Origin of the sequence: Loktanella sp. Alg231-35 (assembly GCF_900143545.1) — a bacterium.
In the GTDB taxonomy this organism is placed as follows: domain Bacteria; phylum Pseudomonadota; class Alphaproteobacteria; order Rhodobacterales; family Rhodobacteraceae; genus Yoonia.
In genome coordinates this window covers 111,773-127,278 of the sequence record NZ_FREV01000006.1, presented here as the reverse complement: position 1 = coordinate 127,278, position 15,506 = coordinate 111,773, and the positions used below count along the sequence as shown (strand labels likewise).

13 protein-coding genes and 1 riboswitch are annotated in these 15,506 nt (G+C 57.3%); of the genes, 10 read left to right on the top strand and 3 right to left on the bottom strand.

What is annotated here, in order from left to right:
* Positions 1 to 24: 24 nt before the first annotated feature.
* Complete coding sequence (locus DHN10_RS15275) at positions 25 to 1,581, top strand: bifunctional metallophosphatase/5'-nucleotidase (protein ID WP_199910691.1); 1,557 nt, start codon at positions 25 to 27, stop codon at positions 1,579 to 1,581.
* A 241-nt stretch (positions 1,582 to 1,822) separates the two neighbouring features.
* Complete coding sequence (locus tag DHN10_RS15265) at positions 1,823 to 2,800, top strand: sterol desaturase family protein (RefSeq protein WP_108816206.1); 978 nt, start codon at positions 1,823 to 1,825, stop codon at positions 2,798 to 2,800.
* Positions 2,801 to 2,823: 23 nt separating this feature from the next.
* On the opposite strand, the gene DHN10_RS15260 is transcribed toward DHN10_RS15265, so the two are convergent.
* Complete coding sequence (locus DHN10_RS15260; RefSeq protein WP_108816348.1) at positions 2,824 to 4,059, bottom strand: urate hydroxylase PuuD; 1,236 nt, start codon at positions 4,057 to 4,059, stop codon at positions 2,824 to 2,826.
* A gap of 100 nt (positions 4,060 to 4,159) precedes the next feature.
* On the opposite strand from DHN10_RS15260, the gene DHN10_RS15255 reads away from it, so the two are divergent.
* Positions 4,160 to 5,080 carry a LysR family transcriptional regulator gene (locus tag DHN10_RS15255; protein WP_108816205.1) on the top strand — a complete coding sequence of 307 codons (921 nt, stop codon included), beginning with the start codon at positions 4,160 to 4,162 and terminating at the stop codon, positions 5,078 to 5,080.
* Here DHN10_RS15255 and uraH read toward each other — a convergent pair.
* A complete protein-coding gene (uraH, locus tag DHN10_RS15250; protein WP_108816204.1) occupies positions 5,065 to 5,418 on the bottom strand; it encodes a hydroxyisourate hydrolase in 354 nt (117 codons plus the stop codon). The two genes, DHN10_RS15255 and uraH, sit on opposite strands and share 16 nt — an antisense overlap.
* Before the next feature lie 149 nt (positions 5,419 to 5,567).
* Here uraH and puuE point away from each other — a divergent pair, with 149 nt between their 5' ends.
* The 4 genes from puuE to DHN10_RS15230 all read left to right on the top strand — a co-directional run bounded on the left by puuE (position 5,568) and on the right by DHN10_RS15230 (position 9,789).
* Positions 5,568 to 6,980: an allantoinase PuuE gene (gene puuE / locus DHN10_RS15245; RefSeq protein WP_108816203.1), complete on the top strand. Its 1,413-nt coding sequence runs from the start codon at positions 5,568 to 5,570 to the stop codon at positions 6,978 to 6,980.
* Positions 6,977 to 7,465: an ureidoglycolate lyase gene (locus DHN10_RS15240; protein ID WP_108816202.1), complete on the top strand. Its 489-nt coding sequence runs from the start codon at positions 6,977 to 6,979 to the stop codon at positions 7,463 to 7,465. The genes puuE and DHN10_RS15240 overlap by 4 nt, the downstream gene beginning before the upstream one ends.
* Before the next feature lie 51 nt (positions 7,466 to 7,516).
* Positions 7,517 to 8,950: a uracil-xanthine permease family protein gene (locus DHN10_RS15235; protein ID WP_108816201.1), complete on the top strand. Its 1,434-nt coding sequence runs from the start codon at positions 7,517 to 7,519 to the stop codon at positions 8,948 to 8,950.
* A 92-nt stretch (positions 8,951 to 9,042) separates the two neighbouring features.
* The gene (locus DHN10_RS15230) at positions 9,043 to 9,789 is read left to right on the top strand and encodes a sulfite exporter TauE/SafE family protein (RefSeq protein WP_373456716.1); all 747 of its coding nucleotides are present in this window, start codon (positions 9,043 to 9,045) and stop codon (positions 9,787 to 9,789) included.
* A gap of 3 nt (positions 9,790 to 9,792) precedes the next feature.
* Here DHN10_RS15230 and DHN10_RS15225 read toward each other — a convergent pair whose 3' ends face one another.
* Positions 9,793 to 10,623 carry a bifunctional allantoicase/(S)-ureidoglycine aminohydrolase gene (locus DHN10_RS15225; protein WP_108816199.1) on the bottom strand — a complete coding sequence of 277 codons (831 nt, stop codon included), beginning with the start codon at positions 10,621 to 10,623 and terminating at the stop codon, positions 9,793 to 9,795.
* Positions 10,624 to 10,883: 260 nt separating this feature from the next.
* Positions 10,884 to 10,968, top strand: a riboswitch (glycine riboswitch).
* Positions 10,969 to 11,129: 161 nt separating this feature from the next.
* Between DHN10_RS15225 and gcvT the strand changes: the two genes are divergently transcribed.
* Genes gcvT through gcvP form a run of 3 tightly spaced genes read left to right on the top strand, consistent with a single transcriptional unit; the run spans position 11,130 to position 15,483 of the window.
* Positions 11,130 to 12,254, top strand: a complete 1,125-nt coding sequence (gcvT, locus tag DHN10_RS15220) for a glycine cleavage system aminomethyltransferase GcvT (RefSeq protein ID WP_108816347.1) — start codon at positions 11,130 to 11,132, stop codon at positions 12,252 to 12,254.
* A 14-nt stretch (positions 12,255 to 12,268) separates the two neighbouring features.
* Positions 12,269 to 12,628 (top strand): glycine cleavage system protein GcvH, encoded by a 360-nt coding sequence (gene gcvH / locus DHN10_RS15215; protein ID WP_108816198.1) that lies wholly within the window; start codon positions 12,269 to 12,271, stop codon positions 12,626 to 12,628.
* A gap of 11 nt (positions 12,629 to 12,639) precedes the next feature.
* Positions 12,640 to 15,483 (top strand): aminomethyl-transferring glycine dehydrogenase, encoded by a 2,844-nt coding sequence (gene gcvP, locus DHN10_RS15210; protein ID WP_108816197.1) that lies wholly within the window; start codon positions 12,640 to 12,642, stop codon positions 15,481 to 15,483.
* The last annotated feature ends 23 nt before the right edge of the window (positions 15,484 to 15,506 follow it).

Sequence of the window (15,506 nt, the reverse complement as noted above, 5' to 3'; positions counted from 1 at the left end):
TCCAACCTTGGGGGACCTGTTCCAATGATTTCACGTATTATGACAACAACCTGTGCGCTGGCGATGACGGCCAGCATGGCAGCGGCGGACTATTCGCTGACGATCTTGCACACCAATGACTTTCACGCCCGCTTTGAGCCAATCAGCAAATATGACAGCGGCTGCTCTGCCGAAGATAATGCCGCAGGCGAATGCTTTGGCGGCACGGCGCGGCTTGTGACGGCCATTGCAGAGGCGCGTGCGCGCTCAAACAATTCAATCCTTGTCGATGGCGGTGACCAGTTTCAGGGTACGCTGTTCTACACCTACTACAAAGGTGCGGCCGCGGCTGAGTTCATGAACCAGCTGGGTTATGACGGCATGACCGTTGGCAACCACGAGTTTGATGACGGCCCTGAGGTTCTCAAGGGCTTTATGGATTCGCTGGAATTCCCGATCCTGATGTCCAATGCCGACATCTCGAACGAGCCGCTTCTGGCTGGTGTTTTGCGCAAATCTGTCGTGATTGAACGGGGTGGTGAGCGGATCGGCATGATCGGCCTGACCCCAGAGAATACCAATGAACTGGCAAGCCCCGGCCCGAATGTCACTTTCTCAGAGCCTATCGCTGCGGTGCAGGCTGAGGTCGACAAGCTGACCGAGATGGGCGTGAACAAGATTATCGTCCTGTCGCACTCTGGCTACGGCGTCGACCAAGAAGTTGCGGCCAATACCACAGGCGTTGACGTGATCGTTGGTGGTCATTCCAACACGTTGTTGGGCAGCAGTGACCGGGCTGCTGGTCCTTACCCAACCATGGTAGGCGATACGGCCATCGTGCAGGCCTATGCCTACGGCAAGTTCCTGGGCGAACTGAACGTCACATTCGACGACGACGGCAACCTGATCGAGGCAGCAGGTGAACCCATCCTGATTGATGGCTCTGTTGTCGAAGATGAAGCCACTGTCGCCCGTGTTGCTGAACTGGCAGCGCCTTTGGATGAGATCCGTAATCAGGTTGTTGCCGAAGCTGCGAACGCCATTGAAGGGGATCGTTCCGTTTGCCGTGCCATGGAATGCCCGATGGGCAATCTGATCGCTGACGCCATGCTGGAGCGGGTGATGGATCAAGGCATCCAGATTGCCTTCCAGAACTCTGGCGGTATTCGTGCCTCTATCGATGCGGGCGAAGTGACCAAGGGCGAAGTGCTGACAGTGCTGCCGTTCCAGAATACGCTGTCCACCTTCCAGGTCACCGGCGAAACGATGGTCGCCGCCCTTGAAAACGGTGTCAGCCAGCATGAAGACGGCTCTGGCCGCTTTCCACAGGTTGCTGGCATGAGCTTCACCGTTGATCTGAGTGCCGAGGTCGGTTCGCGCATCAGCGATGTGATGGTCGGCGGCGCGCCAATTGATCCGGCTGCGACTTACGGCGTTGTGTCCAACAATTTTGTGCGCAATGGCGGCGATGGCTACGACATGTTTAAGACAGCGATGAATGCCTATGACTTTGGCCCTGATCTGGCTGATGTCACATCGGAATACATCGCGGCCCAAGGGCCCTATGAGCCCTACACTGACGGACGTATCATGATGAAGTAAGACAGTTACTGGTCAGGAAGGCGCGCCATGGAAGCCCATGGCGCGCTTTTTTTTGTGAATGGCTTTGCCTTGTTTGTCTTTTCCGGCGCGCGCGTCCTTGGCTATGCCATCGGTTGGCAATCCGTGCCCGTTTTCCCATGTGCGGCCCCCCATTGTCTGACAGCGGAATGCCCGGCCCGCCACAGCAACGGGTTTGATGTGCGGCAAGGTTGGCGTAGGTTGCCCCCAAGGGGGCAAGCATATGTCGGACGCACCGCTCAAAGGTTGGCACCACACGCCAGATGTTCCGTTGCAGGTATCTCCATTGTTTCAGTGGCCTCTGCGCCCGATGGCCATTGCGCGCTGGCTTTGGCAATCGTGGTTTTTGATTTCCGAGCGGCTGATCATTGTCGGGATCGCTTTCATTTCGTTCTATTGGTTCCAGCCTCCGCTGGGTGAGACCAAGACCTTGGCCATTGGTTGGATTGCGCAGATGTATGTCCGCAACCTGATCCTGATGACGTTGGTTGCCGGTGGGCTGCACCTGTATTTCTATGGCTTCAGCAAACAAGGCCAGCGTCTGAAGTTTGATCCCCGTGCCCTGATGAAGAACGGCAAGCAGTTTACATTGGGCGGGCAAATTCGTGACAACATGTTCTGGACCCTGGCCAGTGGCGTTACCGTCTGGACTGTCTATGAGGTGTTAATGTTCTGGGCGATGGCCAATGGTTACGCTCCGATGTTGATCTGGGCTGCCAATCCGGTTTGGTTTGTCGCCCTTTTCTTTCTGATCCCGGTTTGGGAAAGCTTCTATTTCTATTGGATCCACCGCTTGCTGCATGTGCCGGTGCTCTACAAACACGTCCATGCCTTGCACCATCGCAATGTGAATGTCGGCCCATGGTCGGGGCTGTCGATGCATCCGGTTGAACATGTGATCTTTCTGGGATCGGTCCTGATCCATTGGGTCGTCGCCGCGCATCCGGTCCACATCCTGTATCACCTGCAATATTATACTTTGACGGCAGCCACGACGCACACAGGGTTTGAAGGGCTTGTGATCAAGGACAAGAACAGGCTGCACCTAGGGACATTTCACCACCAGATGCATCACCGCTATTTTGAGTGTAACTATGGATCGCTCGAGATCCCGTGGGACAAGCTCTTTGGTTCTTTCCATGACGGCACTGCCGCCGCGAATGAGCGCATGAAGGAAAGACGCAAGCGTTTGGCGGGGTAGGGCGCCAGCTTACCCTTTGGTGGTTAGCCGCCGTTCCTGACGTCGCGCACCCATGACACGAGAATGGCGCGCGCTTCGGGGTCCATCTGTACTGCGTTGGGCGGTGGCATCGCATGGCTGACGCCCGCTTGCAGGTAAATCGCGCTGGCGTGTCGTGCGACATCGCTTGGCGTCTCAAGATAAACCCCTTTGGGTGCCCATTGCATGTTGCCCCAAACCGGTTCGCGCGCGTGGCACATCGAACAATTCCCGATCACGGTATTGAACGCCTCGTCAAACCCCTCGGCTGATGCGAATTTCTGCTCGTAAGGGGTTAGCGCGCGCGCTTCCGCTTCCTGCCAGGTATCACCCGCGCGCACAGTTGATAGCCATGCGATGATTATCATCAGCAGCACCGTCACACCCCACGTCCAATGCGGTCCTTTGCCGGTCTTGTGCATAGTGTTGAAGTAATGCCGGATGGTCACACCGGTGAGGAAAATCAGGCTCGCGATGATCCACGCGTATTGCGTCCCAAAGGCCAGTGGATAGTGGTTGGACAACATCAGGAACACGACAGGCAGCGTCAAATAGTTGTTATGGGTGGAACGCACCTTGGCGATCTTGCCGTATTTGGCATCCGGTGTGCGCCCCGCCTTCAGGTCTTCGACAACAATCCGCTGGTTGGGCATGATCTGAAAGAACACATTGGCGGTCATGATCGTCGCTGTAAAGGCACCAAGGTGCAGCAGGGCAGCGCGGCCCGTGAAAATCTGATTGTACCCCCAAGACATCGCCACAAGGATCACAAAGAGCAGAAGCATCAGCAGTGTAGGCTGATCGCTTAACTTCGATTTGCACATGGCGTCATACAGCAGCCACCCGATGGTCAGCGACCCACCAGAGATCACGATGCCCTGCCAAAGTGCGAGGTCCGCTTTGGTAGGATCAAGAAGGTAAAGCTCACCTCCGACCCAATAGACGATCATCAAAAGCGCTGCACCAGACAGCCACGTCCAATAGCTTTGCCATTTGTGCCAGGTCAAATGCTCGGGCATCTGGGCCGGAGCAACCATGTATTTGATCGTGTTATAGAACCCGCCGCCGTGGACTTCCCATTCTTCGCCGGATGCACCGTCGGGCATGTCAGGCGCAGGTTTCAGCATCAGATCAAGTGCGATGAAGTAGAACGAGGCCCCGATCCACGCCATGGCAGTGATGACGTGCAGCCAGCGGACGGAAAAGGCGATCCAGTCCCATAAAATAGCAAGATCATACATGGCGCGTCCTCGGTTGACGTTGTTGCCACCCATCCTATGCGAGGACGGATTGTTCTGCTATTGCTTCTAGACGCCAAACAGCATCAAAAAAAACAAGCAAATGTCCTATCTCGACAATATCCGTACCTTCGTCCGCGTCTATGAGCTGGGCAGCATGTCTGCTGCCGCGCGTGATTTGCGGATTTCGCCTGCTGTGACCTCTGCGCGCATCTCTCAGCTTGAGGGGCATCTGAGCGTACGGTTGTTTCAACGCACAACCCGCAGCCTGACCCCAACCGAGCAGGGCAGGGCGTTTTATGGCGGTGCGTGCGAGATTTTGGAAAGCGTTGCAAATGCCGAAACGCAGGTGGTCAATATCACAGAAAACCCCAAGGGTGCGCTTTATGTGGCAGCGCCCTTGGGCGTTGGGCGGCGTTTGATAGCACCGCATGTGCCTGATTTTCTGGCGCTTTACCCCGAGATCACGCTGCGCTTGCGCCTGACCGACCGCAAGTTTGACCTCACCACCGAGGGGCTTGATCTGGCGTTTTTTCTGGGCGAACCCGAAGACAGTAACCTGCGTATCCGCAAAATTGCCGATGTCGAACGTATCCTTTGCGCGTCACCTGACTATGTGCGCGCCCATGGCAATCCGGCATCCGGTGATGAACTGATTGCGGGCAATCACGAATGCCTGAACCTGCGGTTTCCCGGCGCGTCAGAGTTCCAGTGGCCTTTGATGACCGAGGACGGCCCCAAGAAGTTCCGCGTGCAGGGGCGCTACGAATCCGATGATGGCGATGTGCTGACCGATTGGGCGCTCAGCGGGAATGGCATCGCGATGAAGCCGGTGTTTGAGGTCGCCGACCATCTGAACGCCGGACGTCTTGTTGCGGTCGCACCCCTAACGCCGCCGACGCCCATTCAGATGGCGTGCCTGTTTACGCACCGCAGGCGGCAGGACCCCAAAACGCGGCTATTCATGGATTTTGTTGTTGATCGGATCAGCGCCGTCGTGCGCGGTGATCAGGACCCCCGGTAGGTTGAATACCCAAAGGGCGAAAGCAGCAGGGGCACATGATAATGCGATGCCTCTGACATGCCAAAACGGATCGGGATGACGTCAAGAAAGCGCGGGTCTTCTGGCGGCGTGCCGCTTGCATCAAGATAAGCACCTGCGTGAAACACCAATTCATAGGTGCCGGTGCTGAACCTGTCGGCTGGCATGATCTGCTCATCGGTGCGCCCGTCATCATTCGTCACCAGCGTTTTGAGATGGGTGCGCGTGTCCCCCTCAATCGCAAACAGCTCAATCTTGAGGCCTTCTGCCGGGCAACCGCGTGCTGTGTCCAGAACATGTGTCGTCAGATAGCCGCTCATGGGGTTGCTCCTTTTTTCACTCCCAGCTTAGTGCCAGAAAGGGCACACAACCGCAAAGCCATGCAAACAAGAGGCTCTTTCGCATATTTTTTGAAAACGGAATCGATTGCGTTGCTTTATAGGAAATTAACGACAAAGGAACCCATCCCGTGACCCGCTACCCACGTGACATGACCGGATACGGTGCAACACCGCCTGCCGCCAATTGGCCGGCTGGGGCAAAGATCGCCATGCAGATTGTGTTGAACTACGAAGAAGGTGGCGAGAACAACGTCTTACACGGTGATCCTGCATCCGAAGCCTTCCTATCCGAGATTACAGGGGCCGCACCTTGGCCGGACCAGCGGCACTGGAACATGGAAACGCTTTACGAATACGGATCGCGTGCGGGGTTCTGGCGCTTGCATCGGTTGATGGGCGATTTGCCGGTCACCGTTTATGGCGTGGCGACCGCATTGGCCCGCGCGCCCGAGCAGGTGGCGGCGATGAAATCCGCAGCCTGGGAGATTGCCAGTCATGGCCTGAAATGGGTCGAACACAAAGACATGCCCGAGGACGTCGAACGGGCCCAAATGGCCGAAGCCATTCGTTTGCACAGGGAAGTCACGGGCGAGGCCCCGCGCGGCTGGTACACAGGCCGTTGTTCCAACAACACCGTCCGACTGGCCGCTGAAACGGGGCAGTTTGCCTATGTCGCGGATAGCTATGCCGATGATCTGCCCTATTGGATGCGGTTTGGGCGCAAGGATCAGCTGATCGTGCCTTATACGATGGATTGCAATGATATGCGCTTTGCCATTCAGGCGGGCTTTACCACTGGTGATCAGTTCGAAAGCTATCTGAAGGACAGCTTTGATGTGCTTTATGCCGAAGGGGGTTCCGGTGCGCCCAAAATGCTGTCGATCGGTCTGCATTGCCGCCTGATGGGGCGTCCGGGGCGTGCGGCGGCATTGGCGCGGGTGATCGACTATATCAAGTCGCATGAAGATGTCTGGTTTGCGACCCGCCTGCAGATTGCCGAACACTGGACGCAAGAGCATCCGCCAGTCGCGCAGACGCGCCCGTCAGAGATGGGCCGCGAAGCCTTTGTGGCTGCTTTTGGTGGCATCTTCGAGCATAGCCCCTGGATCGCCGAAGGGGCACATGCGTTGGAGCTGGGACCGACACATGACACAGCCCAAGGCGTTCATAACGCGCTGGCGCGTGTGTTTCGGTCCGCATCCGACGCGCAGCGCTTGGCTGTCTTGAATGCCCACCCTGATCTGGCAGGCAAACTGGCCGCCGCCGGGCAACTGACAGCCGAAAGTACAGAAGAGCAGGCAGGCGCCGGTCTTGACCTGCTGACCGATCAAGAACGCGAGACGTTCCAAGCGCTCAACGCGCAATATGTCGCGCGGCACGGCTTTCCTTTCATCATCGCAGTGAAGGACAATGACAAAGCCTCTATTCTGGCGGCCTTTCAGCGGCGGATCGACAATGACCGTGATACCGAATTTTCCGAGGCTTGCAGGCAGGTCGAGCGCATCGCCCAGTTGCGCCTGATCGACAAGTTGGCCGGATGACGCAGGTATTGCATCTTGAACCGCTGACCCAAGAGGTCTTTGCGCCTTTTGGTGATGTGCTTGAAGTGGCGGGCGATCCTGACAAGATCATCAATCAAGGGCTTTGCGGGCGCTACCATGATCGCGCGCAAATCGACATTGTCGATGGCACAGCGGGCATCAGCCTTTTCAAGGCAGAACCCCGGCAGTTCCCGATCACGCTTGATATGGTCGAACGACACCCCGAAGGCAGTCAGGCCTTCCTGCCGATGAGCTTTGACCCATTTATTGTTGTTGTGGCCCCTGGTGCCGCCGACCAGCCCGGCCAACCGCGCGCGTTTATCACGGCGCCGGGGCAAGGGATTAATTTTGCACGTGGCACATGGCATGGGGTGCTGACACCCATCCATGCGCCAGGATTATTCGCTGTTGTGGATCGGATCGGAGAGGGGCCGAACCTGCAAGAGCATTGGTTTGATACACCATTCATCATCTCAGATGCATAAGCATTCGCCAGCGGGAAGACTGGCCAATACGTCCAAAGGGAGGGACACACTATGGTAGACAACGCAATCGGGACCCCGGAGCAACTCCGCGACCCCAATTACACACCGGCGCTGCAACGCGCCATTCCGCTTGGAATCCAGCACGTGCTGGCGATGTTCGTGTCCAATGTGACACCGGCGATCATCGTCGCAGGGGCAGCCGGATTTGGTTTCGGATCGAACAGCCCGGATTTTCCTGAACTGCTGTATCTGATCCAGATGTCGATGCTGTTTGCAGGCGTGGCGACACTGTTGCAGACGGTTGCTTTGGGTCCGGTGGGGGCCAAACTGCCCATCGTGCAGGGTACGTCCTTTGCCTTCATTCCGATCATGATCCCGCTTGTGGCGGGGAAAGGCGTTGATGGTTTGGCAGCACTCTTTGGCGGTGTGATCATCGGTGGATTATTCCACGCGTTTCTGGGCCTCTTTATCGGCAAGATCCGCTTTGCTTTGCCGCCACTGGTCACGGGCCTTGTGGTGACAATGATTGGTCTGGCCCTTGTTAAGGTTGGCATTCAATACGCTGCAGGGGGCGTGCCTGCTATCGGCACACCCGAGTATGGATCGCTGCTTAACTGGTCTGCTGCACTGATCGTGATCTTCGTCACACTGGGGCTGAAGTTCTTTACCTCTGGCATGTTGTCAGTCTCTGCGGTGCTGATCGGCCTGATTGTTGGCTATTTCTACGCGCTGGGCGTCGGCATTCTGGAATGGTCCGCTGTGACTGGTTCATGGGAACGCTCCGCGGCGTTTGCCTTGCCACAGCCGTTCAAATATGGATTTGAACTCTCAGCTGCTGCTGTGATTGGTTTCTGCCTCATGGCCTTTATCTCAGCGATTGAGACTGTGGGCGACGTCACCGGTATCACCAAAGGTGGTGCAGGCCGCGAAGCGACCGAGGAAGAGATCACCGGTGCGACCTATGCTGACGGTGTTGGCTCTGCGGTTGCCGGTATCTTTGGCGGCTTTCCAAACACATCCTTCAGCCAGAACGTGGGTCTAATTGCGATGACCGGCGTGATGAGCCGCCATGTGGTGACATGCGGTGCGATCTTCCTGATCGTCTGCGGCTTGGTGCCCAAGGTTGGCGGGATCATCCGCACGGTGCCGATCGAGGTGCTGGGCGGTGGTGTGATTGTGATGTTTGGCATGGTTGTTGCTGCGGGCATCTCGATGCTGTCCGACGTGGTCTGGAACCGGCGCAACATGGTGATCTTTGCGATTGCGCTGTCCATCGGTCTGGGTCTGCAACTGGAGCCAGGTGCCGTCGCTGGCCTGCCTGACACCGCGCGGATCCTGATGACTTCGGGCCTGCTGCCTGCGGCCTTTATCGCGATCATCCTCAACCTTGTTCTGCCAGAGGAACTGGCAGGGGAAGCAACCGAGGAAGTATCAGGCGGCATGGCTGGTCATGGGGCCGGGTCGTTGCCAAAAGACGACGCATAAGCAAACGGTACCGATGCGCAAGGAAGGCCCGGTCATTTGACCGGGCCTTTGTCTTGTGGTGGGGGCAATAATGAAACACAAGCATCCCTATGATGGACCTTTTCATTCTTTGCTGTGCGGGGTTTGCTGCAGGAGTGCTGAACGCCGTGGCAGGCGGAGGTACCTTTCTCAGTTTCCCCGCACTCATTGCCGTTGGCGTGCCCCCCGTGGCCGCGAATGCGACGGCGACATTGGCGGCCTTGCCCGGCTATATGAGCAGCGCATGGGGCTTTCGCCATGACATGCAGGCAGAGGGAAGCCTGCCATTGCGGGCCATTGCCCTGATTGCGACCGTCGGCGGCTTGGCTGGGGCATTCTTGCTGATCGTCACACCCGGTGCGACATTTCTGTGGATCGTGCCCTGGCTTTTGCTTGGGGCGACACTGCTGTTTGCGCTTGGTCCGGCGCTGCTTGGCCGGATGCAGGCGCGGGGCGGGGCATCAGCGGGGGTAGCCGTTTCCGCAGCAGCGATTTTGGTGGTGTCGGTGTATGGGGGCTATTTCAATGGTGGCCTTGGCATCATGTTGCTCGCCACGTTTAGCCTGATTGGATACAGCAACATTCATAGCATGAATGGGCTCAAGACGGTGTTGTCTTCACTGCTTTCGCTGGTGTCATCCGCCGCCTTCATCGTGGCCGGGTTGATCGCATGGGAACAAGCCTTGCCTTTGGCGGTCAGCGCGATGATTGGCGGCTACATCGGCGCGCGCGTCAGCCGCCGCATTACGCGCACCGATTTGCTGCGCCACTTTGTGACCGCAGTGGGGGCGATAACAGCCTTGGTTTTCTTTTTGCGCTAACGGCTACCCGCCGCCCAGACGCAGCGGCATATGCCGGTTCACGTCCTTATAGAGCAAATAGCGGAACTTGCCCGGTCCCCCTGCATAGCAGGCCTGTGGGCAAAAGGCGCGCAGCCACATGTAATCGCCTGCCTCGACCTCGACCCAGTCCTGATTGAGGCGATAGGCGGCTTTGCCTTCCAGCACATACAGGCCGTGCTCCATCACATGGGTTTCAAGGAAGGGAATGACAGCACCGGGTTCAAACGTGACCACGGTGACATGCATATCGTGGCGCAAATCGGTCGGATCAACAAAACGGGTCGTGGCCCATTTGCCATCGGTGCCCGGCATGACAGTCGGGGCAATGTCATTTTCGTTGGTGACAATCACCTGAGGTTGATCAAGACCGGGCACGGCCTGATAGGCTTTGCGGATCCAATGGAACCGCAACATGTCATCAGACGTATTGTGAAGCGTCCAACCGGATGAGGGCGGCAGATAAGCGTAGCCGCCCGGTTCCATCACATGGGTTTGGCCGTTGACGGACAAACTGGCCTGACCTTCGACAACGAAAAGCACAGCCTGGGCGTTTGGATCGGATTCGGGTTGATCTGATCCGCCGCCGGGGGCGACTTCCATGATGTATTGCGAAAATGTTTCGGCAAAGCCGGTCATGGGCCGGGCAATGACCCATAGGCGGGTGTCCGTCCAGAATGGTAGAAAGCTGGTGACGATATCGCGCATCGTGCCTTTGGGGATCACGGCATATGCGTCAGTAAAGACGGCGCGGTCTGTCAGAAGTTGCTCTTGGCCGGGATGTCCGCCCTTGGGTGCATAATACTGCGCTGGCATTGCCGCTCCTGTCGATTGAGATCAGTTGAATATGTGGTGCCGCGAAGCATGAAACCACCCGCGAAACTGTGACAGCACTTATCGCAAGGTTTTGATAATGCAGGTGAACTGACAAATAGGAAGTCATTCACCCACTTTTTGGTGCCATGGGCCGAACGGCGATCCATTTCCGGTGCTAACCACTCTGTATGCAACGGAATGCAGAAAGTCATGATTCACCCTTGCAAGGCGATGGCGCTTTCCGTTACCAAATGTCCCAACACTTGACGTTGGGAGAACCAGTTTTCTGGTGCCGAAGGAGCAACCGCCTCGGAATCTCTCAGGCCAACGGACCAACGGCAAGAACCGAATACTCTGGAGAGTGGTGCCACATGCACCCGCCGAAGGGATAATGATCTCAGGCAAACGGACAGAGGGGGCACCAATGCGCGGGCAAGGCTTGCGCCACTGTGGTGCCGCTTGATTTCTTGAAAATCTCGCTGGCTTGTAAGAAGGCGAAACGCGATATGACGCAGCTCAATGAAACGCCACTTCATGCGTTGCATGTGGATCTTGGCGCCAAGATGGTGCCATTTGCTGGCTACGATATGCCGGTTCAGTATCCGCTTGGTGTGCTGAAAGAACATCAACACACGCGGGCCAAGGCCGGGTTGTTCGATGTCAGCCACATGGGGCAGGTTGTGGTCAAAGGCGCGACCTATGCCGATGCGGCAGCAGGATTAGAAACGCTGATCCCCATTGATATACTGGATCTGGACGAAGACCGGCAGCGCTATGGTTTTTTCACCAATGATGACGGCGGCATTGAAGACGATCTGATGCTCGCCAATCGCGGTGATCACGTTTTTGTCGTTGTGAATGCGGCCTGCAAGGGCGCCGACATCGCCCGGATGAAAGCAGCGCTTGAGCCTGACCTTACTGTCACCGAAATCACAGACCGCGCATTGCTGGCCTTGCAGGGGCCATCTGCCGAGGCCGTACTGGCGTCGTTGGATGAACGCGCTGCTGGGATGAATTTCATGGATGTGGCGACGCTGAATTTGAACGGGACCGAGGCCTGGGTGTCCCGCTCTGGCTATACCGGTGAAGACGGCTATGAGATTTCCGTACCTGCGGACGCGGCTGAGGCTTTGGCCAAGGCACTGCTCGCCCACCCGGATGTTGAGGCGATTGGCCTTGGTGCCCGCGACTCGCTGCGTCTTGAAGCGGGGCTTTGCCTTTATGGGCACGATATCGACACGACAACCTCGCCTATCGAAGGGGCGCTGATCTGGGCCATCTCAAAGGTGCGCCGTGCGGGTGGCGCACGCGAAGGCGGGTTCCCCGGTGCAGCACAGATCATGGGACAGATTGCAGATGGGGCCACGCGCAAACGCGTGGGGCTTTTGCCCCAAGGCCGTGCGCCGATGCGCGAAGGCGTGCCGCTCTTTGCCTCTGAGGATGCAACCGATCCAATAGGGGCCATCACCTCGGGCGGATTTGGGCCGACCGTCGGTGGGCCTGTCGCCATGGGCTATGTCACGAAAGAAAATGCCGCCATTGGCACAACCGTCTTTGGTGAACTGCGCGGCAAGCGCCAGCCATTGACGCTCACTAAAATGCCGTTCACACCGGCCAACTTTAAAAGATAACAGGGAGAAATCACATGAAATATACCGAAGAACACGAATGGCTGCGCGCCGATGGTGACGTCTATGTTGTGGGCATCACCGAGCATGCGACATCGCAACTGGGCGATCTTGTCTTCGTGGAATTGCCAGATGTTGGCGACACCGTGGCCAAGGATGACGAAATTGTCGTGATCGAAAGCGTCAAGGCCGCATCGGATATTCTGGCCCCGATTGATGGCGAGATTACCGAAGTGAACACCGCCCTTGCCGACGACCCAAGCCTTGCCAACAGCGATGCCATTGGCGAAGGCTGGTTCTTCAAGATCCGGGCGTCTGATCCGTCACAGCTTGACGATATGATGGACGAAGCGGCTTACAATAAGATGATTGGCTAAGGATTGATCAGATGACTTTCACGCCCACCGACTACCTGCCTTATGACTTTGCCAACCGTCGCCACATTGGCCCGTCCCCGGCAGAAATGACAGAAATGCTCAAAGTGGTGGGCGAGAAAGATCTCGACGCGCTGATTGACGACACGCTGCCCGCGAATATTCGCCAGAAAGAGCCGCTCGACTTTGGCAAGGCCAAGTCAGAACGCGAGCTTTTGCACCACATGCGTGTCACAGCCTCCAAGAACAAGGTGCTGACCTCACTGATCGGGCAGGGGTACCACGGGACGGTGACGCCGCCTGTGATCCAGCGCAACATCCTTGAAAACCCTGCATGGTACACCGCCTATACGCCTTACCAACCAGAGATCAGCCAAGGGCGGCTTGAGGCGCTTTTGAACTTCCAGACGATGGTTTCTGATCTGACAGGCCTGGAAATTGCCAATGCGTCGCTGCTGGACGAGGCGACCGCCTGCGCTGAAGCCATGACCATGGCCCAACGTGTGAGCAAATCAAAAGCCAAGGGCTTTTTCATCGACGAGAACTGCCACCCGCAGAACATTGCCGTCATGAAAACCCGCGCTGAACCGCTGGGCATTGAGATCACCATTGGCAATCCCGACGATCTGGACGCCGAAGCCGTCTTTGGCGCCATCTTCCAATACCCCGGCACCTATGGTCATTTGCGGGATTTCACGCCTGAGATTGCGAAACTGCACGACACCAAAGCGATTGGCGTCATCTCGGCTGATCCGCTTTCGCTGACATTGCTGAAAGAACCCGGTGCGATGGGGGCTGATATTGCCGTTGGCACCACCCAGCGTTTTGGCGTGCCCATCGGCTATGGCGGACCACACGCCGCCTATATGGCGACCAAGGCCAATTACGCCCGCAACATGCCGGGTCGCATTGTGGGTGTTTCCATCGATAGCCACGGCAACCGTGCCTACCGCCTGTCCCTGCAAACCCGCGAGCAGCATATTCGTCGCGAAAAAGCCACTTCGAACGTCTGCACCGCGCAAGCACTGCTGGCTGTGATGGCGGGCTTTTATGGTGTGTTCCACGGGCCTGACGGCCTCAAGGCCATCGCGCAACGCATTCATCGCAAGACGGCGCGTTTGGTTGAAGGGCTCAAGCAAGGCGGCTTTGATGTGCGCCCTGCGACCTTCTTTGACACGGTCACCGTGGATGTCGGACCACTGCAAGCGGCGGTGGTCAAGTCGGCGCTGGAAGAAGGTATCAACCTGCGGATTGTCGGCAAGACCAAGGTCGGCATCACGCTGGATGAACGCACCCGTCCGGCGACAATTGAACGGGTCTGGCGGGCCTTTGGGATCGTGCGCGAGGACAAGGATTATACCCCACACTACAACATTCCAGACAAGCTGATCCGCACCAGCGAATACCTGACCCACCCGGTGTTCCACATGAACCGGGCCGAGACTGAAATGATGCGCTATATGCGCCGCCTTGCAGACCGTGATCTGGCCCTTGACCGCGCCATGATCCCGCTTGGATCCTGCACGATGAAGCTGAACGCTGCGGCCGAGATGATGCCAGTCAGTTGGCGCGAGTTCTCGCTTCTGCATCCATATTGCCCACGTGATCAGGCGGCAGGCTATACCGAGATGATTGATGATCTCTCAGCTAAGCTTTGCGATATCACCGGGTATGACGCGATCTCGATGCAGCCAAATTCCGGTGCGCAGGGTGAATATGCGGGGCTTTTGACCATCGCAAGCTACCACCGCGCCAGTGGCGGCGGGCATCGCAACATCTGCCTTATCCCGATGAGCGCGCATGGCACAAACCCTGCCTCTGCCCAGATGGTGGGCTGGAAAGTTGTCCCTGTGAAATCAGCCGATAACGGCGATATCGACGTGGCGGATTTTAAGGCCAAAGTGGCCGAGCATGGCGACAACCTTGCCGCCTGCATGATCACCTATCCATCAACCCACGGCGTGTTCGAGGAAACCGTGATTGACGTCTGCAAGATTACCCATGACGCAGGCGGGCAGGTCTATATTGACGGCGCCAACATGAACGCGATGGTCGGGCTTAGCCGCCCCGGCGATCTTGGCGGTGACGTCAGCCACCTTAACCTGCACAAAACCTTCTGCATTCCGCATGGTGGTGGAGGACCCGGCATGGGGCCAATTGGTGTCAAAGATCACCTGATCACGCATCTGCCCGGCGACCCCAACGAAGGCGACGGTGCCGTGAGCGGCGCGCCATTTGGTTCGCCTTCACTGCTGCCAATCTCTTGGGCCTATTGCCTGATGATGGGCGGTGAGGGACTGACACAGGCAACGCGAGTTGCGATCTTGAATGCCAACTACATCGCCAAGCGGCTCGAAGGGGCGTTTGACGTGCTCTATAAAGGGCCAACTGGCAAGGTGGCGCATGAATGCATCATCGACACGCGGCCCTTTGCCGACAGTGCACATGTGACGGTTGATGATATCGCCAAGCGTTTGTCAGACTGCGGGTTTCACGCGCCAACAATGTCCTGGCCTGTCTCTGGCACGTTGATGGTTGAACCAACAGAGTCTGAGACCAAAGCAGAGCTGGATCGTTTCTGTGACGCGATGCTGGGGATCCGCGAAGAGATTCGCGCGATTGAAAATGGCGCGATGGACCCTGAGAACAACCCGCTCAAGAACGCGCCACACACGATGGAAGACCTCGTAAAGGACTGGGATCGGCCCTATAGCCGCGAAACGGGGTGTTTCCCAGCTGGCGCATTCCGCGTGGACAAATATTGGCCGCCGGTCAATCGCGTGGACAATGTCTGGGGCGACCGCAACCTGACATGCACCTGCCCGCCGATGGTAGACTACGCCGAGGCGGCTGAGTAGGCAGACAGATAGGTAGACGCCCG

Bases quoted from the DNA above. Each gene is read 5' to 3' on its own strand.
- DHN10_RS15255 (WP_108816205.1), top strand. From the start codon at position 4,160: ATGTCCTATCTCGACAATATCCGTACCTTCGTCCGCGTCTATGAGCTG.
- gcvH (WP_108816198.1), top strand. From the start codon at position 12,269: ATGAAATATACCGAAGAACACGAATGGCTGCGCGCCGATGGTGACGTC.
- DHN10_RS15230 (WP_373456716.1), top strand. From the start codon at position 9,043: ATGGACCTTTTCATTCTTTGCTGTGCGGGGTTTGCTGCAGGAGTGCTG.
- DHN10_RS15260 (WP_108816348.1), bottom strand. From the start codon at position 4,059: ATGTATGATCTTGCTATTTTATGGGACTGGATCGCCTTTTCCGTCCGC.
- uraH (WP_108816204.1), bottom strand. From the start codon at position 5,418: ATGAGCGGCTATCTGACGACACATGTTCTGGACACAGCACGCGGTTGC.
- DHN10_RS15265 (WP_108816206.1), top strand. From the start codon at position 1,823: ATGTCGGACGCACCGCTCAAAGGTTGGCACCACACGCCAGATGTTCCG.
- gcvT (WP_108816347.1), top strand. From the start codon at position 11,130: ATGACGCAGCTCAATGAAACGCCACTTCATGCGTTGCATGTGGATCTT.
- DHN10_RS15240 (WP_108816202.1), top strand. From the start codon at position 6,977: ATGACGCAGGTATTGCATCTTGAACCGCTGACCCAAGAGGTCTTTGCG.
- DHN10_RS15225 (WP_108816199.1), bottom strand. From the start codon at position 10,623: ATGCCAGCGCAGTATTATGCACCCAAGGGCGGACATCCCGGCCAAGAG.
- DHN10_RS15235 (WP_108816201.1), top strand. From the start codon at position 7,517: ATGGTAGACAACGCAATCGGGACCCCGGAGCAACTCCGCGACCCCAAT.
- gcvP (WP_108816197.1), top strand. From the start codon at position 12,640: ATGACTTTCACGCCCACCGACTACCTGCCTTATGACTTTGCCAACCGT.
- DHN10_RS15275 (WP_199910691.1), top strand. From the start codon at position 25: ATGATTTCACGTATTATGACAACAACCTGTGCGCTGGCGATGACGGCC.